This is a genomic window from Azospirillum agricola (assembly GCF_020005195.1).
GTDB classification, from domain to species: Bacteria; Pseudomonadota; Alphaproteobacteria; order Azospirillales; family Azospirillaceae; genus Azospirillum; species Azospirillum agricola.
The window spans coordinates 1,672,344-1,695,356 of record NZ_JAIFZR010000005.1 but is presented as its reverse complement, the minus strand read 5'-3'; the positions used below and the strand labels follow the sequence as shown (position 1 = coordinate 1,695,356).

The following is a 23,013-nucleotide window of genomic DNA, read 5'->3' as shown; positions in this document are numbered from 1 at the left end:
CGCTCCAAGGGCCGCCCCAAAGGCTGGGGACAGCGGCGGGAAGGCGACGGGCTGCGGGCTGGTCAACGGTCCTCTCCGAACGGCTTCGGCACCCGGGCGGGGGCCCGGTCGCGCAACGCTCCGGCTTCGCACGCCGGTCACGGGCGCATCATCATGCCCGTATGTACCCTGCACGCGCGCCCCGCGCCATACCGCATCCGCACAGCCCCACGGATCCGGCCCGCCGGGCCGGCGCCCGGCCCACAGACGGCCCACACCCGGCTCACACCAGGGCGGCCGTCCCGTAGCGGGCCAGCGACCGCATGGCCCGCGCCGCCAAGCGCCCGCGCCGCAGCCGCAGCGGGGAGGCAGGCTCCCCCGGCAGAGCGGGATCGGAGAGCAAGGCATCGGGCGGCAGCAGGATGGAGCGGCGGGTGCGGCGGGCCGACAGGAGGACGCGCATCACCTCCTCCTCCGACACCGAGCGGCGGGCCGGGCCGGAAGCGAGGCAGGCGGTTTCGCGCAGGGCGGCCATCTGGCCCAGGGCGCCGGTGAGCCCCTTGCTCGTCGCCGTCAGGGCGGCTTCGTCATAAAGGGCGAGAACAAGCGTCCTCAACCCGGCCTCCATCCGTGTGGACATGGGCGCGGCTCCGGAAAATACAGGGGGTGAAGTTGCGCCCCGATTATCCGTGCGCGCCCCTCTTCCGGCCATGGTTGCCAAGGGGGTAACACCTTGGGCGCCACCACCTGATGCCGCAATGCCACAGGATAGCCTGAGGACGTAATCTTTTCACTTCGGGGAAGTCCCGCCCTGGTCGGCGGGAAGAAATGGTGGAGCCGAGGGGGATCGAACCCCTGACCTTCGCAATGCCATTGCGACGCTCTCCCAGCTGAGCTACGGCCCCTTTTGGTGCGCTTGGAGGGAGTCGAACCCCCACGGCCTTTCAGCCACTAGGACCTGAACCTAGCGCGTCTACCAGTTCCGCCACAAGCGCATCCGCGTTACCTGGGGGTAACGCTTCGGTATCAACTCCCCGACACGGCAAAGCCGCGCAGAAGCAAAAACAAACACTGCCCTAACCAAACACCACCCCAACCCGCCAGGCGGGAAGAAATGGTGGAGCCGAGGAGGATCGAACTCCTGACCTTCGCAATGCCATTGCGACGCTCTCCCAGCTGAGCTACGGCCCCTTTTGGTGCGCTTGGAGGGAGTCGAACCCCCACGGCCTTTCAGCCACTAGGACCTGAACCTAGCGCGTCTACCAGTTCCGCCACAAGCGCATCCCGCGTTACTTGGGGTCACGCGGGGCGCTCTATGTACCCAGCGGAGACGCCGGGCACAAGGGAAAAACGCATCCCCCGAAAGATTTTTCCCGAAGGGGGCGGAGGCGGCCCCGGACGGCGGAAACGCTCACTCCGCCGGCTTGATCGCGTAGAAGCGGAAGACACGCATCCCGGCCTCGATGGCGGCGACGCGGCGCACCCACATCTCGACCTCCTCCATCACCGCCAGCTTGGTGGCGACGTCCATGTGATGCTTCTCCAGATGCTCGACGAGCCCCTGGATGGCGACCAGGATGAGGTTGCGGTGGGTGTCGGAGATGTCCTCGGCGATGCGCAGGTCGAGGTTCCGCTGGGCGAAGGCGTTGGCCATCCGGTCCTTGTCCCACAGGTGCGGCTGCATCGGCTCCTTGTCGCACCAGAGCTGGATCGCCTTGGCGCCGATCTTGTCGGGCTCGGCGATGTAGTCGGTCATCAGGATGTGGCCGCGCGGTTTGAGCACGACCTCGATCCCGTCGAACATCTGCTCCTTGTCGCGGACGGCGAACAGGCCCTCCTTGTAGACGATGGCGTCGACCCGCTTGGGATAGCCGAAATGCTCGGGATTGAAGGTCTCGATCGGCGCCTTCTTCTCCAGCCCCGCCTTGAAGGAGCGGACCATGCCCTCCTTGGCCAGCAGCTCCGACGCTTCCAGCCCGGTGACCCAGCAGCCGAACTTGCCGGCCATGGTGCGGCTGGTGCCGCCCAGCCCGGCCGCCAGATCGAGCACGCTCATCGCCGGGTTCAGGCCGAGCGGCTTCACCAGATAGGGGATGTGCTCCGCCCCGCCCGGCGTGTTGAAGCCCTCGCCCCACAGCTTCTCCGCCACCTCGATGCGGGTCGCCGTCCACAGGGGCTTGCCCCAGCGGTTGATGCCCGGCCCGTGCCCCATGGGAGCGTCCGGAGGCGAAGGCGGGGGCGCCTCCGCCTTGCCGCCCTTGCGGCCGGGAAGGTCGTACCCCTCCCACCAGGCGTGCAGCCGTGTCTTGAGGGTCGGCCCCTGGCCGGAGGAAGTTCCGTTCTTGTCCGTCATCGCCACCGCCCGCCCCGTTGGCCTACCCGTCGGCCCCGCTCCGCCAGCCGCCTCGCCGGCCGATCACACGCCGCCCGGCCGGGGGCGGCGCTCCCCCGTCGCGGTTGATCCGTCCCGTTCGGACACACCAGCCGCAAGAAAGTTTTGCATCAACAGGTTAACTGGGTGTTCTTGCCGCGCAAGCGGAAAGTCACCGCGGCACCGGCGTCACCGTGTCGCCCTGCGGGCTGGACGGGAACGGGTTGCCAGGCAGCGAGGCCACGCGCGTGCCGGCGGCGCGCAGCACCGGCTCGCAGGCCGCCGGCACGTTGGCGGTGCGCGGGGGCGGGCGGACTCCCGGCGGCCGCTCGATGGCCGGCGACGCGCGGTCGAGCCAGGAGGCCAGCTCCTCGCCGCAGCCGTCGCCCTCGGGCTGGGCCGCCTGCTCCTCGCAGCGCGGGCTGCCGGGCGGGCAGCTCAGGCGGACGTGCATGTGGCCATCATGACCGTGCCAGGGGCGCAGCTTGTTCAGAAAGCCGCGATCGGGCCAGGAGCGCTCACACATCGCCTGCTTGATCGCCGGGTTGACGAAGATGCGGGCGACGCGCGGGTCGCTGGCGGCGATCTGCACCATCCGCGCCTGCTTGTCCGACCAGCCGGCCGTCACCCGCATGCGGTCGTAATCGACATACTTGATCTCCTCCAGCCGCTCGCGCGCCGCGCGTCCCATCGGCGGCAGGTCGAGCCGCAGCCAGATGTCGGCGTCGAGCCCGATCTGGTGGCTGGCGTGGCCCATCGGCATCGGCCCGCCGCGCGCCTGCCCCATGTCGCCGATCAGCGCGGTGCCGAGCCCGGCGGCGGCGACCTTGCGGCCGATGTCCCTCAGCGTGTCGAGCAGGACCGGATGGCCGTAGTTGCGCTGGCGCGACAGGCGGATCACCTGATAGCCGGCGCCCTCCCCGGCCAGCGCCCGAGCCCCGGCGATGCAGCCGGCGGCGTAGCCGCCGATGGACTGCGGCAGGCCGAGCGAGGGGCTGGAGACGGCCGCCCAGGCGACGCTGGTGGCGTAGGCGGGGACCTTGCGGACCGGCTTCTTGCGGGTCTTGGCGTCGGCGCCGCCGGCCAGGGCCGCCACCGCGACGACGCACGCGAGCATCCCAACGGCCAAACGCTTCATGGTTTCCCCCAACCGCAGCCGGCCCCTGGCGCACCGGGCTATGGTTTATACCGGGCGGACGGTTAAGGAATGGTGGAGGCCACGCCGTCCCTTCAACCGGGCGTCCGGCGATACCGCTTCAGGGCGAAGATCGGTCGGGGCTCATCCGGATGGATTTCCTAACCATGCCTGCCGTAAGGCGCAGGGCGGCTCATCGCTCGCGCCTCCAAAGGAACAATGGTTAACGCTCCCAGGAAATTAAGAAATAAAAATCCGCATTCCGCTTATTATATTTTTCTTCTTTGTTCATTGACACGAACTGATTTCTTGATGAGAAAATTGAGGTACCTCGTTTTCCTTATCACCGGAGATACACCGTGAAGGCTTTCGTCGCCAAGAGCACCGCTTTCGCCGCCGCTCTGTTCCTGATGCACGGCGCCGCTCTGGCCGGGCAGCAGGATTTCACCATCGTCAACAAGACGGGCTATGCCCTGAAGCACATCTACGTCTCCGAATCGAACAACAACAATTGGGACGAGGACATCCTCGGCCGTGACCTTCTTGAAGACGGCGAGTCCTTCGACGTTTCCTTCGCCAAGGCCGAGAAGACCTGCAAGTGGGACATGAAGGTGGCCTACGACGACGGCGAGACCGCGACGTGGCAGGCCCTGGACCTCTGCCAGATCTCCAAGCTGACCCTGAAGTGGAACAAGAACACCGGCGTCACCTCCGCCCTGAAGGAGTGAGCGCCCTGAAGGAGTGAGGCCGGCGGGGCGCCGCGGTCCGGCGCCCCCCCCGCTTTTCCGGGACGCCTCGAGGGACGGCGCCCGTGCCGTGGCACACACGGTGGATGAAGACCATCTCCAGGAGTCGGCCGCGGCGGCCCGACCCGCGGCCCGCCCGTCCCCTTCCGGGGATTCGCCCCCGCCTCCGCCGCCCGGACTCGCGGTCCATCCGTTCAAGATTCGCTCCCATCCGGACACGGGATCCGGCGCCGATGGTCCCGGCGGACGGCGACCGGCGCCGGCGCGCTGTCCGAGGCATTCCGCGACACCGCATCCATCAGCGACGCCGCCACGGGCGGGCGGGCGGCGGCAAGGCCGCGCTGCGCGAGGACGCCCATAGCGGCGGCGATGATCTTCCGAGGCCGTTCCCCTTGCGGCGGCGCCTGCGCGGCGGAGCGGGATCAAAGGCGCGACATTCCGTCATCGGCCTTGCGGCCAGGCGCGAAAGCCCACGAAAGTCATTGTGCGGCGCAGCAGATCCTATGCGAAAAGGCTTGCCTTTCCGCGAGCACTCACAGAAACTTTCCACCGGCCGTTCGCACACAAGGCTGTGCGGGCGGCCGTGCCAATCGGGAAAAGGGCAGCCGGATCAACGGTTGCCGCTCCGCCGGGAGGAAAGGTTCAAGGCGCTGTCGCCAGGGCCTGCGACGCGGTGTCCACAACCCGGCACCCGCCGACAAGGCCCTCAGCCAAGCGAGGGGATCGACCCATGCCGAGTGCCGCGCGTTCATCCCAGTCCGCGTCCTCCTCCAGCCTGGAGTTGCTGACGATCTACGAGGTCAGCAAGATCCTCGGCTCGTCGCTCGACCTCGAACAGACGCTGCGCGAGGTGCTGCGGGCGCTGTCCTACCAGCTCCAGATGCAGCGCGGCCGCGTCTATCTCCAGGGCGAGGACAACAGGCTGCGGCTGGTCGCCGCGCACGGCCTCTCGAAGGAGGCGCTGGCGCAGGAGATCGATTTCGAGGCCGGCGAGGGCGTCACCGGCCGCATCCTGAAGACCGCCATGCCGGTGGTCATCCCCAACCTCGCCGAGGAGCCGCTGTTCCTCAACCGCTCCGGCGGGCGCGACGACCTCGACGAGCAGGTCGCCTCGCTGGTCGGCGTGCCGATCAAGGCGGCCGGAACGGTGGTCGGCGTGCTGACCATCGACCGCATCTCCGACGAGGGGACGGGCGGCCATTTCGGCGCCGATGTGCGGTTCCTGACCATGGTCGCCAACCTGATCGGCCAGACCGTGCGGCTGCACCGCACCGTCGCCGAGGAACGCCGTTTCATGATGCGCGAGACCTTCCGCGTCCAGAAGGAGCTGCGGCCGGTGGTGGCGCCGGTCAACGACGTGGTCTGCACCAGCCCCAACATGGTCGACGTGCTGGCCCAGGTGCACCGGGTGGCGCCCTTCAAGTCGACCGTGCTGATCCGCGGCGAGAGCGGCACCGGCAAGGAGCTGATCGCGCGGGCCATCCACAACATGTCGCCGCGCAAGGACGCGCCCTTCATCCGGGTGAACTGCGCGGCGCTGCCGGAATCCCTTCTGGAATCGGAGCTGTTCGGCCACGAGAAGGGCTCCTTCACCGGCGCCCAGAAGGACCACAAGGGCCGCTTCGAGATGGCGTCCGGCGGCACCCTGTTCCTCGACGAGATCGGCGACATCTCCTCCAACTTCCAGGCCAAGCTGCTGCGCGTGTTGCAGGAGCAGGAGTTCGAGCGGGTCGGCGGGTCGAAGACGATCAAGACCGACGTGCGGCTGATCTGCGCCACCAACCTGAACCTCGAGGAGGCGGTCGGCCACGGCAAGTTCCGCGCCGACCTCTATTTCCGCATCAACGTGGTGACGATCCATCTGCCGGCGCTGCGCGAGCGGCGCGGCGACATCGCGCTGCTGGCCCGCCATTTCGTCGCCAAGTTCGGCAAGGACAACGGCCTGAACCTCGACATCGACGGCGAGGCGCTGGAGGTGCTGAACCGCTGCACCTGGCCCGGCAACGTGCGCGAGCTGGAAAACTGCATCGAGCGCGCCGCCACCCAGTGCCGCAACGGCACCATCCGCCTGCCGGACCTGTCCTGCAGCATGAATCTCTGCAACTCGTCGGTGCTCTTCCAGTACCGCACGATGGGCGCGGCGGTCGGCGGGCTGGCGCCTTCGACCAGCAGCGTGGCGACCAGCCCCGCCAACGCCCGCCTGCCGCAGCCGCCGGCCGGCATGCCCAGCGCGGTTCCGGCACCGGCCGGCGCCAACGCTTCGGGCAACGGCGCCTCCTGGCCGGCCTGCGCCACCGGCTGTTCGGCCGGCCCGGCGCCGGTCTGCGCCGCCGGTGCCGCCGGCAAGCCGATGCCCGCCAGCGCGATCCTGCCGCTGCCGACGCCGGAACCGGCGGCCGCGCCTGCGATGGCCCGTCCGGTCCCGCCGCCCCAGCCCGCCGCCGCGTCCGTTCCCGACCTGCCGGCCGACGAGCCGGAATCGGGTCCGCTGCGCGACCGCCTGCTGTGGGCGATGGAACGCACCGGCTGGGTCCAGGCCAAGGCCGCCCGCCTGCTCGGCATGACGACCCGACAGGTGAGCTACGCCCTGCGCAAGTACAACATCGAGATCAAGAAGTTCTGACAGCGCGGGGACAGGCGGAAGGCGCGCGTCTGGCGGGGTTTGTGCTATAGGGGGTGGCGACCGCCGCCCCGCCCGCCTGAACGGATCCGGCCTTGTCCCCCCTGGAAAAGCCCCTCGCCCTGCTCTTCGTCGACATCGCCGACAGCGTGATGCTGTACGAGCGGATCGGCGACGCCACCGCCGCCAGTCTGACCCAGAGGATCCTGGCCCGTCTGCGCCGGCTGGTCGACGGCAACGGCGGCGGCGTGATCAAGAGTTCCGGCGACGGGCTGCTCGGCGCCTTTCCGGCGGCCGATGACGGCGTGCGGGCCGCGCTGGCGATGATGGCGGTCCAGGACGAGTATGGGCTGCGGCTGCGCGCCGGCCTGCATTTCGGCCCGGTGATCGCGGGGACCGGCGACCTCTACGGCGACGCCTGCAACGTCGCCGCGCGGGTCCAGCAGATCGCCCGCCCCGGCGAGATCCTGGCGACCGAGGCGCTGGCCGCCCTGCTCTCCCCCGCCCTCATGGCGCGGACCCGGCTTCTCGGCAACGTCGCGATCAAGGGCAAGGCGGCGCCGGTCCGCGTCCACCGCATCCGTCCCGCCGGGGAACCGGATGAAGCGCCGGACAGCACGACGCTGGGCTTTTCCATGGTTCCCGGCACCGCCATGCCGACGCTGCACCTGTCCTACGGCGGCCAAACCATCCTGATGAGCCCGACGCTGCCCCGCGTCGCCATCGGCCGCGAGGCGGGCAGCGGCCTGCGCATCGCCTCGCGCCAGGCGTCGCGCCAGCACGCGGTGATCGACTTCAGCCGCGAAAGCTTCCTGCTGACCGACCATTCGAGCAACGGCACCTTCATCCGCAGCGGCGGCTCGCCGCCGCTGGTGCTGCGCCGCGATTCGACCAGGCTGGTCGGTCACGGCCTGATCGGCTTCGGCGCCGAGGCGCTCGACGCGCGCCAGGACCACGTCGTCGCCTTCCGCGGCGAGCTGACCTGATCCCCTCGCCCTTTGCGGCCGGCGGCGCGGCCGCACCCCACGGGCACCGCGTGTCGCTTCCCCGACAGCGCCCCGCCTTTGTCGCAATGCCGACAGGGCCGGGAAACCCGACAACCTCAAGCAACCCTTTGAAAAGCCTGCGACTCCTTCGTTGGCCCCGAACTTGCTTTTAGCCAAGCGACCAACGGTGTCGTCCGGCGAAGCAGGCCAAACGCCATCCCGCGCAGCGGGAACCGGCGCGGCAGGGAAGGAGTGGATGATGGGCAACGTGATTTCGCTCGACAGCATTCTCGGGCTGGGAGAGCTGAAGGCTCCCGCCGAATCGACGCCCGTGGCGGCGTCCGGCTGCTCGTCGTCGTCCTGCGGCTCGTCCGACGGGCCGGCCGACATGGATCCGGCGGTGTGGGAGAAGGTGAAGAACCATCCCTGCTATTCGGAAGAGGCGCACCACTACTTCGCCCGCATGCACGTCGCCGTGGCGCCGGCCTGCAACATCCAGTGCAACTACTGCAACCGCAAATACGATTGCTCGAACGAGAGCCGGCCGGGCGTGGTCTCCGAGAAGCTGACCCCCGACCAGGCGATCAGGAAGATCCTCGCGGTGGCGCAGGAGATCCCGCAGCTCTCGGTCATCGGCATCGCCGGCCCCGGCGACAGCCTCGCGGCCGGCGCCAGGAACACCTTCGCGACCTTCGAGCATCTCCAGAAGAAGGCGCCCGACCTCAAGCTCTGCCTGTCCACCAACGGGCTGGCGCTGCCGGAGAATGTCGAGCGGATCGCCCAGTACAACATCGACCATGTGACGATCACCATCAACATGATCGATCCCGAGATCGGCCGGCACATCTACCCGTGGATCTTCTTCAAGCACAAGCGCTGGACCGGGCTCGACGCCGCGAAGATCCTGCACGAGCAGCAGATGCTCGGGCTGGAGATGCTGACGGCGCGCGGCATCCTGGTGAAGATCAACTCGGTGATGATCCCCGGCGTCAACGACGCGCACCTGCTCGACGTGAACAAGGCGGTGAAGGCGCGCGGCGCCTTCCTGCACAACATCATGCCGCTGATCTCCGACCCGGCGCACGGCACCCATTTCGGCCTGACCGGCCAGCGCGGCCCCACCGCGCAGGAGTTGAAGGTGGTGCAGGACGCCTGCGAGGGCGGCGCCAAGCTGATGCGCCACTGCCGCCAGTGCCGCGCCGACGCGGTCGGGCTGCTCGGCGAGGACCGCGGCGAGGAGTTCACCACCGACAAGATCGAGGCGATGGGCGAGATCGGCTACGACGAGGAAGCCCGCCGCACCTACCGCGATCATGTCGAGGCCGAGCGCGCCGGCCGCCACGCCTCGAAGGAGGCGGCGAAGGCCGAGGTGCAGGAAACCGTCGGCGCCGAGGCCGCCCCCATCCTGATCGCCGTCGCCACCAAGGGCGGCGAGCGCATCAACGAGCATTTCGGCCACGCCAAGGAATTCCAGATCTACGAGGTCGGCCCGAGCGGCGCCACGTTCGTCGGCCACCGCCGCGTCGACCAGTATTGCGAGGGCGGCTCGGGCGACGCCGACACGCTGGACGGCGTGCTGGCCGCCATCAACGACTGCGCGGCGGTGCTGGTCGCCAAGATCGGCGGCTGCCCGTCCAAGTCGCTGGAGGCCGCCGGCATCGAGCCGGTCGACCGCTTCGCCTTCGAGTACATCGAGGAATCGGCGCTCGCCTACTTCAAGGACCACGCCGAGCGTCTCGGCCGGGGCGCGGTGCAAAGCCGCGCCGGCCAGGACGCGGTGATCCGCACCGGGGCGCTGACCGCCCGGCGCGCTTGACCCCTTTCCCGTTTCCCCTTCCCCACAGCCATCCCCGTTTCAGCAAGGAGAGAGCCATGGCCTACAAGATCAAGTCCGCCGAATGCACCGTCTGCGGCGCCTGCGAGGCCGAGTGCCCGAACATCGCCATCAGCTTCAAGAAGGGCACCTACATCATCGATCCGACCAAGTGCAGCGAGTGCGAAGGCCAGTTCGACAGCCCGCAATGCGCCTCGGTCTGTCCGGCCGACTGCTGCGTCCCGGCCTGATGAAACAGCCCCCACGAGCCCTTCCTCCCTTGTGGGAGAAGGGCCGTGACGGAGGGGCGATCCGACGGGCAAAGGAATCAACCGGAGCGCCGCCATGCTGGACGAGGTGGATGAAGACTGGCTCGCCCGCCGCTACTATGGCGGGGATCTGCCGCCCGAGGCGGAACGGTGCCTGCATCTGGCCGCCGCCAGCCACGCCGACTCCGCGACGGCGCTCCACCACCTCGCCCGCGCCGCCGAGGCGGCCCCCGGCCACCGGCTGGTCGATCTCGGCCACTACAAGTTCCATTTCTACAAGGCCAACCTCGACGAGGCGCTGGCCTATGGCGAGCGGATGATCGGCCACGCGATGGCCGCCATCGGCCTGAATCACGCCGACTGGCGTGCCGTCACCCCGGCCAGCGCCGACTTCGCCGGGCTGGAGCCCGCCCCCCGCCTGTTCCTCTTCGCGCTCGTCGCCATCGGCTACCTGCAACTGCGCCGGGGCCGCATCGCCGAGGGGCGCGAGGCCCTGACCCTGGTCCGCGCGCTCGACCCCGGCGACCGCTTCGGCGCCTCCCGCCTGCTGGCCGTCGCCGACCGCCGCGAGCGGGCCGCCGGGCAGGACGACGAGCAGGACGACGAGTACGAACCCGGCCGCGAGCCCCTCCGCGAGGAGGCCGGCGCATGAGCGACGACGATCTCCTCGAAACGCTCGACTGGCGCGGCAACATGGTGGACTGCGCCGCCTGCGCCCACCGCGACCGCCGGATCGATCCCGAGACGCCGCCGGAGACGGTTTCCAATCCCGACGGCAAACCGGCCGGCCGCTGCCAGCCGCGCCGGGCCTGTGTCCACGACCGCTACGCCAAGCGCATCCAGCGCTTCTTCGAGTGGAACGCGGATCTGGCCGCCGAGCATCTCGGCCACCCCTATTTCGAGGTGCGGGCCAACGCCGCGCGCTTCGCCCCGATCTTCCAGCTTCCCCGGCTGATCGAGGATCCCGACGAGACGGTGCGCGCCACCCTGGCCCGCCGGCTGCCGCGCCGGCTGCTGCTGAAGCTGCGCGACGACCCCGACCGCGAGGTGCGGATCGCCGTCGCCGCCCGGCTGGAGGACGCCGACCTCGCCCCGCTGATGCGCGACCCCGACTGCTCGGTGCGGATGCGCGTCGTTCGCCGCATCCCCGAGGGCATGCTGCCGGCGATGATGCACGACGAGGATCCCGAGGTCCGCGTCGAGGTCGCCCGCCGCGTCGCCATGGACTGGCTGCCCAGCCTCGCCTGGGACGACAGCCCGCGCGTCCGGCTGGTGGTGGCGCAGCGCCTGCCCCCCGCCAAGCTGCACGTCCTGCTGCGCGACGCCGACTGGATGGTCCGGCTCGCCGTCGCCGGGCGCATCGACATCGACCAGCTCGATCCCCTGCTCGACGACCCGGAGGACGAGGTGCGCGCCATCGCCCGCCAGCGCCGCCAGGGCCGCGCCATCGCCAACGACCTGCCGCCGCTATGACGCCCCACTCCCCAGCCAACGGAGCCGCCCGCATGTCCCAGCCCGTCCGCCGCGAGCGCGCCCGCGATCCCAACGACAGCATCGAGCTGGAAGGCCCCGCCGCCTTCGAGCAGGGCCACAAGGTCCGCGCCCTCAAGGATGTCCGCAACGACGGCACCTATCCGGGGCGCCCCATCGGCGACTTCCTGATCCGCGAGGGCGACGTCGGCTACGTCATCTCGATCGGGACCTACCTCCAGATGTACTACATCTACGCCGTCGATTTTTACGAGAAGCGCGTGGTCGTCGGCATGCGGGCCAAGGAACTGGAGATCGTCGACGCCCGCTGCAACGACCCGCAATGACCGCCGACCGGACCCCCGATCGGACTGCCGACCGGACCGACTGACACGCACCGGCCACACCCACCCGGAAGGAGCCTCGCGATGACCGAAGCCGCCACCCCCGCCAAGCCCGGCTTCATCCCGCCGCGCGAACCGCTGTACGACTGGGGCCTGCCGGTCAGCGCGCAGGAGGATCTGTTCAACGACGGCAGCCACCCGCACGCCGCCCCCGGCGCCATCCTGGCCCCCAAGGGCACGCCCGGAATCATCATCCGGATCGGCCGCTCGGAGGAGGGCAACCTCCCGGTCTATCTGGTCGAATTCCCCGGCGGCACCGTGGTCGGCTGCCTGGAGGAGGAGATTGCCCCGTCGGACGGGTCGCGGCGCGGCACGCCGGGGGTGCTGGCATGACGATCTACCTCGACAACAACGCCACCACCGCGCTGGCCCCCGAGGTGCGCGAGGCGATGCTGCCCCACCTGTTCGGCCCGGCCGCCAACCCGTCCAGCCCGCACGGCCCCGGCATGGCCGCCCGGCTGGCGGTCGGCGAGGCGCGCGCCCAGATCGCCGCCCTGATCGGCGCCAAGCCGGCCGACCTCGTGATGACCGGCAGCGCCGCCGAGGCGACCCATGCCGCCATCCTCGGCGCGCTGCGCACGCTGGAGGAGACCGACCACAGCAGCCACATCGTCGCCACGGCGGTCGAGCACCCCTCGACGCTGGCCCTGTTCGAGGATCTGCGCCAGCAGGGCTGGCGCGTCACCATCCTGCCGGTGAACGCCGACGGCCTGCCCTCGCTGAGCGACCTCGCTGCGGTGGTGACGGAGCGGACGGCGCTGGTCTCGATGATGTGGGCCAACAACGAGACGGGCGTGCTGATGCCGGTGGCCGGCGCCTCGGCCATCGCCCACGCCCATGGCGCGCTGTTCCACACCGACGCGGCGCAGGCGGCCGGCAGGGTGCCGGTCGATTGCGGCATCGCCGACTATCTGACGCTGTCAGCCCACAAGATGCACGGGCCCAAGGGGGTCGGCGCGCTCTACGTCCGCAAGGGCGCGCCCTTCCGCCCGCTGGTCCACGGCCACCAGGAGCGGCGTCGGCGCGGCGGCACCGAGAATGTGCCGGGCATCGTCGGCTTCGGCGCCGCCGCCTCGCTGGCCGCCCTGTGGATGGACGAGGGCGATCCGGGGGGCGAACTGGTCGCCTTCCTGCGCGACCGGCTGGAGGCGGGAATCCTCGCCCGCTGGCCCGGCGCCCAGGTCAACGGCGGGCGTGTCGCGCGCCTGCCCAACACCACCAACATCCGCTTCGCCGACGGCCGGGGCCGCCCAGTCGACGCCGAGGAGCTGCTGACCCGGCTCGACCGCGCCGGCATCGCTGTGTCGATGGGCGCCGCCTGCTCGTCGGGCGGCAACGAGCCGAGCCATGTGCTGACCGCCATGGGGCTGAGCGGGGCGGAGGCGTCGGCGAGCCTGCGCTTCTCGCTCAGCCGCTACAGCACGGCGGCGGAGATCGACGCGGTGCTGGGCGAGCTGCCGGCGCTGCACGCCCGCCTCGTCGCCGCGTGAGAGACACGACAACGACAACGACAACAACGCTCTGGAGTCGAGTTGATGAAAGTGATGATCCGCAAGGTCGCCGAGCAGTACACGATTTACGTCGCCAAGAAGGATCTCGAGGAGCCGATCGTCGAAATGGAGAAGCCGGAGCTGTGGGGCGGCTGGGTCAAGGTCGCCAACGGCTGGACGCTCGACCTGCCGGAGTTGCCGGCCGACACCCGCCTTCCCATCACCGTCGAAGCCAAGAAACGCGGCGCGGAGTGATCGTCATGGCCCTGTCCCCCGAGCGGATCGAGAGCATCGCCACGCTGGCCGGCCGGCTGTTCGCCGAGGGCGGCCGGCTGGACGCGGTGGTGCGCGCCGTGCGCGACGCACACCCCGACCTGAAGACCGTCACCGGCGCCCACGCGGCGGTGATGGCCGAGGATCCGTTCCGCGAGGGGAGCGGGTTCGACCTGCATCTGGTGGACGGCAACAACCACTGCTGGCTCATCACCGACAAGCCGGAGCTTGCCACCGGCGTCGTGATCGCCCAACGCGACGAGGACGACTGAATGGACGGCTCACGGGCGGGAGTGGAAACGGCTCCGAACGGCGGCGACCAAGGCGACGACGACCTCGACGATTTCATCGCGCTGACCGATCCCGACATCTCGGGCGCCGAGATCGAGGTCCTCGGCCGCGTCCTCGGCTCGGGGGGGCTGAGCGACGGGCGGATGACGCGGGCCTTCGAGGCCGCCTTCGCGGCCTATGTCGGCCGCGCCCACGCGGTGGCGGTGTCGGGCGGCTCGATCGCCACGCTGCTGCTGTTGAAGGCCTACGGCATCGGGCCGGGCGACGAGGTGCTGTGCAGCCCCTTCGGCTGGCACCAGGCGCAGCAGGCGGTGGCGCTCAGCGGCGCGACGCCGGTGCTGGTCGACATCGACTATTGGCAGCACACCATCAACCCGGAGAAGGCGGCGGCGCTGGTCACCCCGGCGACCCGCGCCATCCTGGCCGGCAACGTCAACGGCCACCCCGCCCATTGGGACGAGCTGACCGCGCTGGCCAAGGCGCGCGGCCTGATCCTGCTGGAGGATTCGACCGAGGCGATCGGCTCGACCTACAAGGGCCGGATGGTGGGAAGCTTCGGCGAGGCCGCCGTCTTCGACTTCTCGGAACCGGGCATCCTGCTGGCCGGCCAGGGCGGGATGATCGTCACCGACGACAAGGATCTGGCGCACCGCCTGCGCTACCTGCGCCGCCGCGAGCCGGAGCACCGCAACACCGTGGTCATCACCCGCACCGTTCCGTGGAACGCCGGGATGAGCGACCTCAACGCCGCGCTCGGCCTCGTCCAGTTGAAGCGGCTGCCGGAGATCGTCGCCCGCCGCAACCGGGTGATCGGCTGGTACGACGCGGCGATGGCGAGCTTCGAGGGCATCAAGCCGCCCTACCGCGGCGCCGGAGCGGAGATCGTCAATCCGATGGTCTACAGCGTCCATCTCGGCACGCGCTTCACCGCCTCGGGCCGCCGGGCGATCATCGAGGATCTCGACGGCCAGGGCATCGACGCCTCCGACTACGGCCAGCCGCTGCACACCCAGCAATATTACCTGGAGCGCGGCGCCGGCCGCTCCGACTGCCCGGTCTGCACCAAGACGGCCGACCGGGTGCTGGCATTGCCGCTGCACCACGGGATCACCGAGGATCAGGTCCGCTTCATCGTCGACACGCTGAAGGACGCCTCGGTCAACACCGGGGCGGGTGCCGCGATCTATCTCTGACGCAGGTTCTGAAGGGGAATTCCCATGACCGACACCGCTCTCGCTTCCGGAACCGAAGCCGATTCCGTCACGGTGGCCGACACCGCCGCCGCCATCGCCGACATCGTCGCGGCGCTGAAGGCCCGGCAGGCGGTGCCCTATCTTGGATCGGGGGCCTTCGCGCTGCTGCCGCCGGAGGAGTGCCCGATCCCGCGCAACTCGGCCGAGCTGACCCAGCGGCTGAACGCCAGGGTGACGGCGCCGGGGCGCTTCCGCACCAACCTGACGGCGGTCGCCCAGTTCATCGAGACGCGGCGCCACCGCAAGACGCTGGACGCGATTCTCAACGAGCTGTTCCGCCAGACGGTGCCGCCGACGCCGGTCCACCGACTGGTCGCCGCCATTCCGGCGCCGCCGCTGATCGTCGACGTCTGGTACGACAACGTGCTGGACGCGCTGCTGACCGGCCTCGGCGACCGCAACTGGGGACAGATCCAGGGGCTGTCACACCCGCAATCGACCGGGGAATGGGTGAAGTATTACGGACTGGACGGGGCCGAGACGACGGCCGAGGCGGCGGCCGGCTGGGACACCCTGCTCTACAAGCCGTCGGGCGCCGTGGCTCCGGCCGGGAACTATCTGGTGTCCGACAGCGACTTCGTCGAGCTGCTGACCGAGATCGACATCCAGACGCCGATCCCGCCGTCGGTGCAGGAGCGCCGCGCCGGGCGGCACTTCCTCTATCTCGGCTGCCGCTTCGACCACGAGATCCAGCGCACCTACGCGCGCCAGATCGCCAAGCGCTCGTCGGACCGCCACTGGGCGGTGATCCAGGGCGAACTGTCGCGCAACGAGGAGCGCTTCCTCGCCCAGCACGGCATCCAGCGCCTCGACCTGCCGCTCGACGTGGCGGTGGAGATGATCCAGGAGGCGCTGGGGTAACGGCCAGACGTCCCTCTCCCGCCACGGGAGAGGGAGTTCAACCTCACGCGGCGGCGAACAGGCTCTCGATCGTCTCGTCGGCCTTGGCGAAGGCGGCGGCCTTGGCGTCCGGGCCCATGCCGACGCCCTCGGCGCGGACGAAGCTCACGTCGGTGATGCCGAAGAAGCCGAGCACCGTGCGCAGGTAGGCCTCCTGGTGGTCCAGGCCGGCCAGCGCCGGGTTGCTCGAATAGACGCCGCCGCGGCCCGAGGCGACGATGACGCGCTTACCGCCGGCCAGACCCTCGGGGCCCTTCTCGGTGTAGCGGAAGGTGCGACCGACCTGGGCCAGACGGTCGATCCACGCCTTGAGCTGAGTCGGGATCGAGAAGTTGTACATCGGCGCGCCGATGACCACGACGTCGGCGGCCAGGAACTCCTCGACCAGCTCGTCGGTCAGGGCCAGCTCGGCCTTCTGGCGGTCGTTCAGGCCGTCCAGGTTGCGGAATTTCACGACCTGCAACAGCTCGCCCGACAGGTGGTCCGGCGGGTTGGCGGCGACATCGCGATAGGCCAGCTCGGCGGCCGGATCGGCCTTGCGCAGGGCCTCGACGATGGAGGCGGTGAGCTGGCGGGTGACCGACGCGGCGCCGAGCGGGCTGGAGTCGATCTGCAAAATCCTGGTCATGACGCGAAGCCTTTTCGTTGGTGCGGCCGGCGCTCGGCGCCGGTCAATCTCTGCCGACGAACATGCTCCATGGACAATGCAAGGGGAAGCCAACGGGTTGACGAAAGATCGTCACGGAATCCGCAACAATGACGTCAGCGCCCTACCACCAAGCCCGACCGGAACACCACCATTTCGCCGGGCTTCATCACGGTCCAGGCCTCGTCGCGGGTCAGCGGCCGGGTGGCGACGACGGTGACGACGTCGTCCGGCGTCGTCTCCTTGGAGAAATCGACGCTCATGTCGGCGTCCAGCAGGGTGGCGGCGCCGAAGGGGGCCCTGCGGGTCAGCCACGCCAGATTGGTCGAGCAGTGGCACCACAGGTTCTTGCCGTCGCTGAGCAGCATGTTGAAGACGCCGAGCGTGCCGAGGTCGGCGGCCAGGTGGCGGATCAGCTTCATCAGCCCGGCCGTGGAGCGCGGCGGCTCCGGGTACTGCATGCGGATCTGGTCGAGCAGCCAGCAGAAGGCGTGCTCGCTGTCGGTGGTGCCGACCGGCTCGTAGAAGGTCAGCAGCCGGTCCTTGACGCCCTTGAGCTGGCCGTTGTGGGCGAAGGTCCACAGCCGCCCCCACAGCTCGCGCGTGAAGGGGTGGGTGTTCTCCAGCGACACGCGGCCCCGGTTGGCGCGGCGGATGTGCGAGATCACGGTGCAGGACTTGATGGAGTAGCGACTGACCAGCGCCGCGATCTCCGATTCGCTGCTCGGGGCCGGGTCGTGGAAGCTGCGGCAGCCCTTGCCCTCGTAGAAGGCGATGCCCCAGCCGTCGCGGTGCGGGCCGGTCTGGCCGCCGCGCCGCATCAGCCCGGCGAAGCTGAAGCAGATGTCCGTGGGCACGTTGGCGCTCATGCCCAGGAGTTCGCACATGGTGTCCTCGTGACCGCTCGTCGTTGCCGTAAGGCGTGGGCGCTCAACCTACGACAGGCGATGCGTCCCGTCACCCCTTTGACGCCACCCCTTTGACGCGGACCCTTTGATACGAGCCCTTTGACGCGGGCCGGCCGCGCGGATTGAGGCTCCCGCCGTTCCATGGTAACAGACGCCGACTTCTGGTCCCCAACGACAGCCGGATTGCGGCCCCATGACGACGACTCCCTCCTCGGATTTCCTGCGCACCCTTCAGGAGCGCGGCTTCATCCACCAGTGCACCGACCTCGCGGCGCTCGACGAGCGCGCGACCAAGGGGCCGATCGTCGCCTACATCGGCTTCGACTGCACGGCGGACAGCCTGCATGTCGGCAGCCTGCTGCCCATCATGATGCTGCGCTGGCTCCAGAAGACCGGGCACAAGCCGATCGTCCTGATGGGCGGCGGCACCACCAAGATCGGCGACCCGTCGGGCAAGGACGAGGCGCGCCAGCTTCTGACCGACGAGGTCATCGCCGCCAACATGGCCGGCATCAAGCGCATCTTCGGCCGCTACCTGACCTTCGGGGACGGGCCGACCGACGCGGTGATGGTCAACAACGGCGACTGGCTGGACGAGCTGAAATACATCCCGCTGCTGCGCGACATCGGCCGCCACTTCACCATCAACCGCATGATGAGCTTCGAGTCGGTCAAGCTGCGGCTGGAGCGCGAGCAGCCGCTGACCTTCCTGGAGTTCAACTACATGATCCTCCAGGCCTACGATTTCGTCGAGCTGAAGCGGCGGCTCGGCTGCACGCTCCAGATGGGCGGGTCGGACCAGTGGGGCAACATCATCAACGGCGTCGAGCTGGGCCGCCGCACCGACGGGGCGGAGCTGTTCGGCCTGACCACGCCGCTGCTGACCACCTCGTCGGGCGCCAAGATGGGCAAGACGGCGGCGGGTGCTGTCTGGCTAACCGCCGACAAGCTCGGCGCCTATGATTTCTGGCAATACTGGCGCAACACCGAGGACGCCGACGTCGGCCGCTTCCTGCGCCTCTACACCGAGCTGCCGCTCGACGAGGTCGCCCGGCTGGAGAGGCTGGAGGGCGCCGGCATCAACGAGGCCAAGAAGATCCTCGCCAACGAGGTGACGCGCCTGGCCCATGGCGAGGAGGCCGCCAAGGAGGCCGCCGAGACCGCCCGCCGCGCTTTCGAGGAAGGTGCCGCCGCCGAGGGCCTGCCGACCATCGACGTCGCCCGCGCCGACCTGGAGGCCGGCATCGCCGTGGTCGACCTGCTGGTGTCGGCCGGGCTGGCCGCGTCGAAGGGCGAGGCGCGCCGCCTGATCAAGGGCGGCGGCGCCAAGCTGAACGACGGCGCCATCGCCGACGAAACCGCCAAGGCCACCGCCGGAGACCTGAACGCCGACAGCGTGGTGAAGCTGAGCGCCGGCAAGAAGCGGCACGTGCTGGTCAAGGTGGTGTAACTCTCAAGCACGTACCCCCGCCCCGGCTTTCCTACAGGCGCCAGCCAAGCCCTTCTCCCCTTGCGGGGCGAATCCCGGAGGACGCCAGAGGCGTCCGATGGGTTCGCGGGGTGGGATGAGGGGGATCCGCCGGAGGCGGAAGAGCTTGCTTTGCCTGCCCCCTCACCCCAACCCCTCTCCCTCAGGGAGAGGGGCTTATGTCGGCGCGTACTGGAGGGGGGGCACGTGTTCTACCGCATGTGCGAGTCCGGCGGCGGCCTGCTGTCCGGCGGGACGGGTGGCGCGGACTTCCCATCCCCCAGGAAGAACAGGTTGCGCAGGAAGCCGGGCGCCAGCACGGCCAGCGGGTTGACGGTCACGTCCGGATCGGACAGCGGGCCGCGCACATGCCACGTCGCGGAGAAGATGCCCTGCCCCTCGCCGCCGCTCAGGATGTCGCCGAGCAGCGGAATCTGGCCGATCAGCCGGTTCAGGCCATAGATGGGCACGATGGTGCCGCGCAGGTTGGCGGTGTCGGTCTCGATGTCGACCTCGCCCTCCAGCGTCAGGCCGAGCGCCGAGCCGGAGGTGCGCAGGTCCTTCAGGGTCAACAGGCGCCCCTCCTTGCGGAAATCCGCCGACATCCGCCCGAAATTGACGCCCTTGCCGCCGCCCAGCAGTTCGGCGACGCCCGAGGGGGAGATGGCGTTGAGGATGCGCGCCAGCACCGGCACGTCGATCAGCGTGTAGTCGAGGATCTCGGTCTTGCCCTCGATGGCGGCATCGGCGCGCGGCTCCACCGTCCGGCCGGTCAGACGCAGCCGGCCGCCCTGCATCCGGTCGTTGAGATCCATCGCCTTCAACGCCTCGCCGAGGTCGTCGGCGCGGATGGCGAGGTCGTAGACCCCGCGCGGCCCCGGCTTGTAGGTGATGGCCACGCCTCCACCCGGCCCGCTGCGCCCGGTGACGTCCAGCCAAGTCCAGGCGATGGGATCGCGGCGCATGGTGCCGGCGACCTGACGCAGCCGCCGCCCGTCGCCGAACACCACCGAATTCAGCTTCAGATCCAGATCCAGCGGGGTCTTGCGGCCATCGCCGGGGTCCGGCTTGGCCGGATCGGAGGGCGGGGCCGCCGCTTTCGCGGGGTCGGGCTTGCCGGCCAGATGGCGGGCGTCGAGGCTCTCGCCGGTGATGCTGCCGGCGTAGCCGCCGGGCGCGCCCGACGCGGTCTTCGGCCGCACCAGCAGGTCGGCGCGCAGGTCGGTCTGCCCGAGCTTCAGCGACGGCACGACAACGCGCGCCACCCGCCGCCCGCCGTCGGCCAGCTCCAGGTTGGCCTGCGCCTTCAGCCCGCCCGCATCGACCGTCAGCCCGCTGATCCGGGTCGGGCGGTCCTTGTCGAACTCCAGGGTCAGCTTGCCGCTTCCCGGCTGGCCGGGCGGCTTCTCCCAGCCCAGCTCGGCGATCGACAGGCGGGTCTTCTCCAGGTTCATCGTCGCGGCGAGCGCCAGCTTGTGGCGGCGGTCCACCGTGAACAGGATGTCGGCGCCCATCGGCCCGGTCACCCGTTCCTCCAGGTCGATGCCGTGGGCGCGCAGGTCGTCGGCGGTCACGTCGCCCTTCACGGCGATGCGGGTGCGCGGCCCCTTGGCGGCCGAATCGAAGGACTCCTTCCAGTCGACCGACACCGGAATGCCGTCCAGCCTGGTGTTGCCCTTGATCGACATCGCCTTGAGGTCGAGCGCCAGCGACAGGTCGCCGTCGGTGGCGTTCAGGCCGGCCGCGACCTTCTCCACTCCGACGCCGCGCAGCTTGCCGGTGACGTCGAGATTCAGGTCCTCGACCTTCAGGTCGGCCAGCAGCGGAAAGGCGAAGTGGAGCTGCGCCTCGGCCGTGCCCTGGGTGCGCTTGGGGTCCAGCTCCAGCTTGGTCGGGTAGCCCAGCGGCGGCGTGTCGAGCAGCGTCAGGATCGAGCGCACCGGCCCCTGCACCGGGACGCGGATGTCCATCGTCTCCTTGCCGACGTCGAGTCCACCGATCACCGCCTTGCCGTCGCCGACCTCGATGTCGCCGATGCGGCCGCCCTTGGTCAGGATGGTGAAGGTCTTGCCGTCGCTCGTCGCGTCCATCCCGGCGCCGGTGACGGGGGACAGGTCGTGGAAGTAACGGACGGTGGCGTTCTCGCCCTGGATGCGGGCGTGGAACTGGCCGAGCTTCGCCGCGGCGGGATTGTCGAGCGGCAGGGACAGCGCGGCGTTCGCCGTCGCCTCCGTCACCGTGCCGTGGGAGATGTTGGCCGTCACCCAGGCCCGTGAATTGTGGCTGAGCGTCTTCGGCCAGTAGCGGCGCAGATCGTCCAGCGGCACGCCGCGCGCGACGACCGACGCCTCGGCCGACACCTGCCCGGCCTGCTCGGTCGCCGTCGCCTTGCCCTCGATGCGCGGGCCGGCGGGGCCGTCGCCAAGCGCCAGGGCGAACCGCTCCACCTCCAGCCGGCCGCTGGCGCGGTCGCCCCGCACCCGCAACTCGGCCGAGGCCAGCGGCACGGGTTCGTCGAACATTTTGGGATGCGAGATCCGCCCCGCCCCGGCGGTCAGCGCCGCGCGCAGCGCGGTGGGGTGCAGGGCGGAATCGACCGCCAGTTCCACCTCGCCGGACAGCGGCACGGCGGCGGCGGCCAGCGGCGCCAGCGCCGGGGCGAGCGGCGCCAGGGCGGAGGGCTGCACGCCGGTCAGGCGCAGCCGCGCCCGCGCGCTCCCGTCCGGCCCTTGCGTGCCGTCGATGTCGAGCCCGGCCGTGTGTCCTCCCGCCGTCAGCGACAGGGTGGCGGTCCCCGAACGGCCGTCGTCGCGTTCGGTCAGCGTGCCGCGCGCGGTCAGGGCGACCGGCTCCCCGCCGTCGGGGGCGGCGACCCGCAGGGCCAGCGCGTCGAGCACGCCGCGCCGGGCGGCGACGTCCAGGCTGCCGCGCGCCGACAGGCCGAGGACCGCGACCGGCTCGGGCCGCAACTCCGGCAGGCTCACGCTCCCCGCCCCGCCCTTCAGATCGAAGCCGATGCGCAGCGGCTCGAACCGCTCGTCGAGCCGCGCCTCCAGCCGCCCGCCCAGCGGCACCGACACCGCCGCCAGCGGCGCCAGCGCCGGCCCGATGTCGGCCAGCTCCGCCGGCAGCAGCCGGTCGAAGGCCAGCGTCAGGTCGGTGGTGGAGTCGGCGTTGTGGTAGCTGCCGCTGGCCTCCACCGTGACCGGCCGGATGTCGTCGCGCCGCGAGGCGTCGAGCGCCACCCGCGCCCGTGCCTGGGTGCCCTGGTCGTCGCGGGTCAGCAGGATGTCGGCCCGCTTGGCGTGCCAGGACAGATCCAGCATGCGGTTGACCACCGTCAGGTCGGCCCCGGTCACCGACAGGCGGCGCAGCAACCCCATCGGCCGGTTGACGTCGGGCGGGCTGCGCAGGCTCGCCACCAGCTCCTGCAACAAATCCGGCCGGCCGTCCTTCGCGGCGGATTCGGCGACGCCCGCGCTGTCGGTGCGCACGTCGAAGGCGAGGCTGCCGTCGGCGCGCCGCAGCACCTGCACGCGCGGCCGCACCAGATCGAGCCGGGTCGGCGACAGCTTGCCCAGGAACAGCGCCGGGACGGAGAAGCCGATGCCCATCTCCGGCACCGCCGCCAGCTCCTCGCCGTCGGCGTTCACCGCCCGCACCCGCCGCGCCCGCAGGTCGAGCCGGCGCGGTCCGGCGCCAACGTCGCCCACCGCCTCCTCGGCCTCCAGCGACAGCACCAGCTCGCCGACCTGCACGCCGAAGCGCCCCTCCGGATCGCTGAGCGCGCGTTCGACGTAGGGGGTCAGCGGGTCGAGCGCGATCGGGCCTTCCGACAGCCGCCACGCGAACAGGCCGGCGCTGGCGACCGCCACCACCGCGACACCGCCCAGCGTCACGGCGAGAATCTTCGCGGTCCGGCGGATCAAGGGAGAGTCCGCCGGACCATCACGCCGCAGGCGGGGCGCTCAATCGCCCGATTGACGCAATC

Annotated in this window: 21 protein-coding genes and 4 tRNA genes; 15 read left to right on the top strand and 10 right to left on the bottom strand. The window is 70.2% G+C overall.

Annotated features, from left to right (window positions below; all coding sequences use genetic code 11):
• Positions 1–262 precede the first annotated feature (262 nt).
• The 7 genes from JN22_RS23110 to mepA all read right to left on the bottom strand — a co-directional run bounded on the left by JN22_RS23110 (position 263) and on the right by mepA (position 3,488).
• Positions 263–619, bottom strand: a complete 357-nt coding sequence (locus tag JN22_RS23110; RefSeq protein WP_085556128.1) for a hypothetical protein — start codon at positions 617–619, stop codon at positions 263–265.
• 189 nt (positions 620–808) lie between these two features.
• A tRNA-Ala gene (locus JN22_RS23105) sits at positions 809–884 on the bottom strand.
• A 3-nt stretch (positions 885–887) separates the two neighbouring features.
• A tRNA-Leu gene (locus JN22_RS23100) sits at positions 888–974 on the bottom strand.
• Between the two features lie 120 nt (positions 975–1,094).
• Positions 1,095–1,170, bottom strand: a tRNA-Ala gene (locus tag JN22_RS23095).
• Between the two features lie 3 nt (positions 1,171–1,173).
• Positions 1,174–1,260, bottom strand: a tRNA-Leu gene (locus tag JN22_RS23090).
• 130 nt (positions 1,261–1,390) lie between these two features.
• On the bottom strand, positions 1,391–2,332 hold the full coding sequence (locus tag JN22_RS23085) for an SAM-dependent methyltransferase (protein WP_085556127.1): 942 nt from the start codon (positions 2,330–2,332) through the stop codon (positions 1,391–1,393).
• 190 nt (positions 2,333–2,522) lie between these two features.
• Positions 2,523–3,488, bottom strand: a complete 966-nt coding sequence (mepA, locus tag JN22_RS23080; RefSeq protein ID WP_085556126.1) for a penicillin-insensitive murein endopeptidase — start codon at positions 3,486–3,488, stop codon at positions 2,523–2,525.
• 356 nt (positions 3,489–3,844) lie between these two features.
• Between mepA and JN22_RS23075 the strand changes: the two genes are divergently transcribed.
• The 14 genes from JN22_RS23075 to JN22_RS23010 all read left to right on the top strand — a co-directional run bounded on the left by JN22_RS23075 (position 3,845) and on the right by JN22_RS23010 (position 15,961).
• Positions 3,845–4,213, top strand: a complete 369-nt coding sequence (locus tag JN22_RS23075; protein WP_085556125.1) for a hypothetical protein — start codon at positions 3,845–3,847, stop codon at positions 4,211–4,213.
• A gap of 748 nt (positions 4,214–4,961) precedes the next feature.
• Positions 4,962–6,854 (top strand): nif-specific transcriptional activator NifA, encoded by a 1,893-nt coding sequence (gene nifA, locus JN22_RS23070; protein ID WP_085556124.1) that lies wholly within the window; start codon positions 4,962–4,964, stop codon positions 6,852–6,854.
• Between the two features lie 92 nt (positions 6,855–6,946).
• Positions 6,947–7,837, top strand: coding sequence for an adenylate/guanylate cyclase domain-containing protein (locus JN22_RS23065; protein WP_223677853.1), 891 nt, complete (start codon positions 6,947–6,949; stop codon positions 7,835–7,837).
• A 256-nt stretch (positions 7,838–8,093) separates the two neighbouring features.
• Positions 8,094–9,653 carry a nitrogenase cofactor biosynthesis protein NifB gene (gene nifB, locus JN22_RS23060; RefSeq protein ID WP_085556123.1) on the top strand — a complete coding sequence of 520 codons (1,560 nt, stop codon included), beginning with the start codon at positions 8,094–8,096 and terminating at the stop codon, positions 9,651–9,653.
• 56 nt (positions 9,654–9,709) lie between these two features.
• Positions 9,710–9,901, top strand: coding sequence for a 4Fe-4S dicluster domain-containing protein (locus tag JN22_RS23055; protein ID WP_085556122.1), 192 nt, complete (start codon positions 9,710–9,712; stop codon positions 9,899–9,901).
• Between the two features lie 94 nt (positions 9,902–9,995).
• Positions 9,996–10,571, top strand: coding sequence for a hypothetical protein (locus tag JN22_RS23050; protein ID WP_223677852.1), 576 nt, complete (start codon positions 9,996–9,998; stop codon positions 10,569–10,571).
• Positions 10,568–11,392: a 4Fe4S-binding leucine-rich repeat protein gene (locus JN22_RS23045; protein WP_085556121.1), complete on the top strand. Its 825-nt coding sequence runs from the start codon at positions 10,568–10,570 to the stop codon at positions 11,390–11,392. Before JN22_RS23050 ends, JN22_RS23045 begins: the two co-directional genes overlap by 4 nt.
• A 32-nt stretch (positions 11,393–11,424) precedes the next feature.
• Positions 11,425–11,736, top strand: coding sequence for a nitrogen fixation protein NifZ (locus tag JN22_RS23040; protein ID WP_085556120.1), 312 nt, complete (start codon positions 11,425–11,427; stop codon positions 11,734–11,736).
• An 81-nt stretch (positions 11,737–11,817) separates the two neighbouring features.
• Positions 11,818–12,126: a nitrogen fixation protein NifZ gene (locus JN22_RS23035; RefSeq protein ID WP_085556119.1), complete on the top strand. Its 309-nt coding sequence runs from the start codon at positions 11,818–11,820 to the stop codon at positions 12,124–12,126.
• Positions 12,123–13,283, top strand: a complete 1,161-nt coding sequence (locus JN22_RS23030) for a cysteine desulfurase family protein (RefSeq protein ID WP_085556118.1) — start codon at positions 12,123–12,125, stop codon at positions 13,281–13,283. The genes JN22_RS23035 and JN22_RS23030 overlap by 4 nt, the downstream gene beginning before the upstream one ends.
• A gap of 45 nt (positions 13,284–13,328) precedes the next feature.
• Positions 13,329–13,538 (top strand): putative nitrogen fixation protein NifT, encoded by a 210-nt coding sequence (gene nifT, locus JN22_RS23025; RefSeq protein ID WP_085556117.1) that lies wholly within the window; start codon positions 13,329–13,331, stop codon positions 13,536–13,538.
• Positions 13,539–13,543: 5 nt separating this feature from the next.
• Complete coding sequence (locus JN22_RS23020; RefSeq protein ID WP_085557311.1) at positions 13,544–13,828, top strand: hypothetical protein; 285 nt, start codon at positions 13,544–13,546, stop codon at positions 13,826–13,828.
• A complete protein-coding gene (locus JN22_RS23015) occupies positions 13,829–15,040 on the top strand; it encodes a DegT/DnrJ/EryC1/StrS family aminotransferase (protein WP_085556116.1) in 1,212 nt (403 codons plus the stop codon).
• A gap of 24 nt (positions 15,041–15,064) precedes the next feature.
• A complete protein-coding gene (locus JN22_RS23010) occupies positions 15,065–15,961 on the top strand; it encodes an SIR2 family protein (protein ID WP_085556115.1) in 897 nt (298 codons plus the stop codon).
• A gap of 43 nt (positions 15,962–16,004) precedes the next feature.
• On the opposite strand, the gene JN22_RS23005 is transcribed toward JN22_RS23010, so the two are convergent.
• The gene (locus tag JN22_RS23005; RefSeq protein WP_085556114.1) at positions 16,005–16,628 is read right to left on the bottom strand and encodes an FMN-dependent NADH-azoreductase; all 624 of its coding nucleotides are present in this window, start codon (positions 16,626–16,628) and stop codon (positions 16,005–16,007) included.
• A 134-nt stretch (positions 16,629–16,762) separates the two neighbouring features.
• Positions 16,763–17,533: a class II glutamine amidotransferase gene (locus tag JN22_RS23000; protein WP_085556113.1), complete on the bottom strand. Its 771-nt coding sequence runs from the start codon at positions 17,531–17,533 to the stop codon at positions 16,763–16,765.
• A gap of 214 nt (positions 17,534–17,747) precedes the next feature.
• Here JN22_RS23000 and tyrS point away from each other — a divergent pair, with 214 nt between their 5' ends.
• The gene (tyrS, locus tag JN22_RS22995; protein WP_085556112.1) at positions 17,748–19,004 is read left to right on the top strand and encodes a tyrosine--tRNA ligase; all 1,257 of its coding nucleotides are present in this window, start codon (positions 17,748–17,750) and stop codon (positions 19,002–19,004) included.
• A gap of 230 nt (positions 19,005–19,234) precedes the next feature.
• On the opposite strand, the gene JN22_RS22990 is transcribed toward tyrS, so the two are convergent.
• Positions 19,235–22,951 carry a YhdP family protein gene (locus JN22_RS22990; RefSeq protein ID WP_085556111.1) on the bottom strand — a complete coding sequence of 1,239 codons (3,717 nt, stop codon included), beginning with the start codon at positions 22,949–22,951 and terminating at the stop codon, positions 19,235–19,237.
• Between the last annotated feature and the right edge of the window lie 62 nt (positions 22,952–23,013).

What these genes read in the sequence shown, in the direction of transcription:
- JN22_RS23045 (WP_085556121.1), top strand. Translation starts at nt 10,568, where the DNA reads ATGAGCGACGACGATCTCCTCGAAACGCTCGACTGGCGCGGCAACATG.
- JN22_RS23005 (WP_085556114.1), bottom strand. Translation starts at nt 16,628, where the DNA reads ATGACCAGGATTTTGCAGATCGACTCCAGCCCGCTCGGCGCCGCGTCG.
- JN22_RS23015 (WP_085556116.1), top strand. Translation starts at nt 13,829, where the DNA reads ATGGACGGCTCACGGGCGGGAGTGGAAACGGCTCCGAACGGCGGCGAC.
- JN22_RS23110 (WP_085556128.1), bottom strand. Translation starts at nt 619, where the DNA reads ATGTCCACACGGATGGAGGCCGGGTTGAGGACGCTTGTTCTCGCCCTT.
- JN22_RS23085 (WP_085556127.1), bottom strand. Translation starts at nt 2,332, where the DNA reads ATGACGGACAAGAACGGAACTTCCTCCGGCCAGGGGCCGACCCTCAAG.
- nifB (WP_085556123.1), top strand. Translation starts at nt 8,094, where the DNA reads ATGATGGGCAACGTGATTTCGCTCGACAGCATTCTCGGGCTGGGAGAG.
- JN22_RS23055 (WP_085556122.1), top strand. Translation starts at nt 9,710, where the DNA reads ATGGCCTACAAGATCAAGTCCGCCGAATGCACCGTCTGCGGCGCCTGC.
- tyrS (WP_085556112.1), top strand. Translation starts at nt 17,748, where the DNA reads ATGACGACGACTCCCTCCTCGGATTTCCTGCGCACCCTTCAGGAGCGC.
- mepA (WP_085556126.1), bottom strand. Translation starts at nt 3,488, where the DNA reads ATGAAGCGTTTGGCCGTTGGGATGCTCGCGTGCGTCGTCGCGGTGGCG.
- JN22_RS23000 (WP_085556113.1), bottom strand. Translation starts at nt 17,533, where the DNA reads ATGTGCGAACTCCTGGGCATGAGCGCCAACGTGCCCACGGACATCTGC.
- JN22_RS23030 (WP_085556118.1), top strand. Translation starts at nt 12,123, where the DNA reads ATGACGATCTACCTCGACAACAACGCCACCACCGCGCTGGCCCCCGAG.
- nifA (WP_085556124.1), top strand. Translation starts at nt 4,962, where the DNA reads ATGCCGAGTGCCGCGCGTTCATCCCAGTCCGCGTCCTCCTCCAGCCTG.
- JN22_RS23050 (WP_223677852.1), top strand. Translation starts at nt 9,996, where the DNA reads ATGCTGGACGAGGTGGATGAAGACTGGCTCGCCCGCCGCTACTATGGC.
- JN22_RS23035 (WP_085556119.1), top strand. Translation starts at nt 11,818, where the DNA reads ATGACCGAAGCCGCCACCCCCGCCAAGCCCGGCTTCATCCCGCCGCGC.
- JN22_RS23040 (WP_085556120.1), top strand. Translation starts at nt 11,425, where the DNA reads ATGTCCCAGCCCGTCCGCCGCGAGCGCGCCCGCGATCCCAACGACAGC.
- JN22_RS23020 (WP_085557311.1), top strand. Translation starts at nt 13,544, where the DNA reads ATGGCCCTGTCCCCCGAGCGGATCGAGAGCATCGCCACGCTGGCCGGC.
- nifT (WP_085556117.1), top strand. Translation starts at nt 13,329, where the DNA reads ATGAAAGTGATGATCCGCAAGGTCGCCGAGCAGTACACGATTTACGTC.
- JN22_RS23010 (WP_085556115.1), top strand. Translation starts at nt 15,065, where the DNA reads ATGACCGACACCGCTCTCGCTTCCGGAACCGAAGCCGATTCCGTCACG.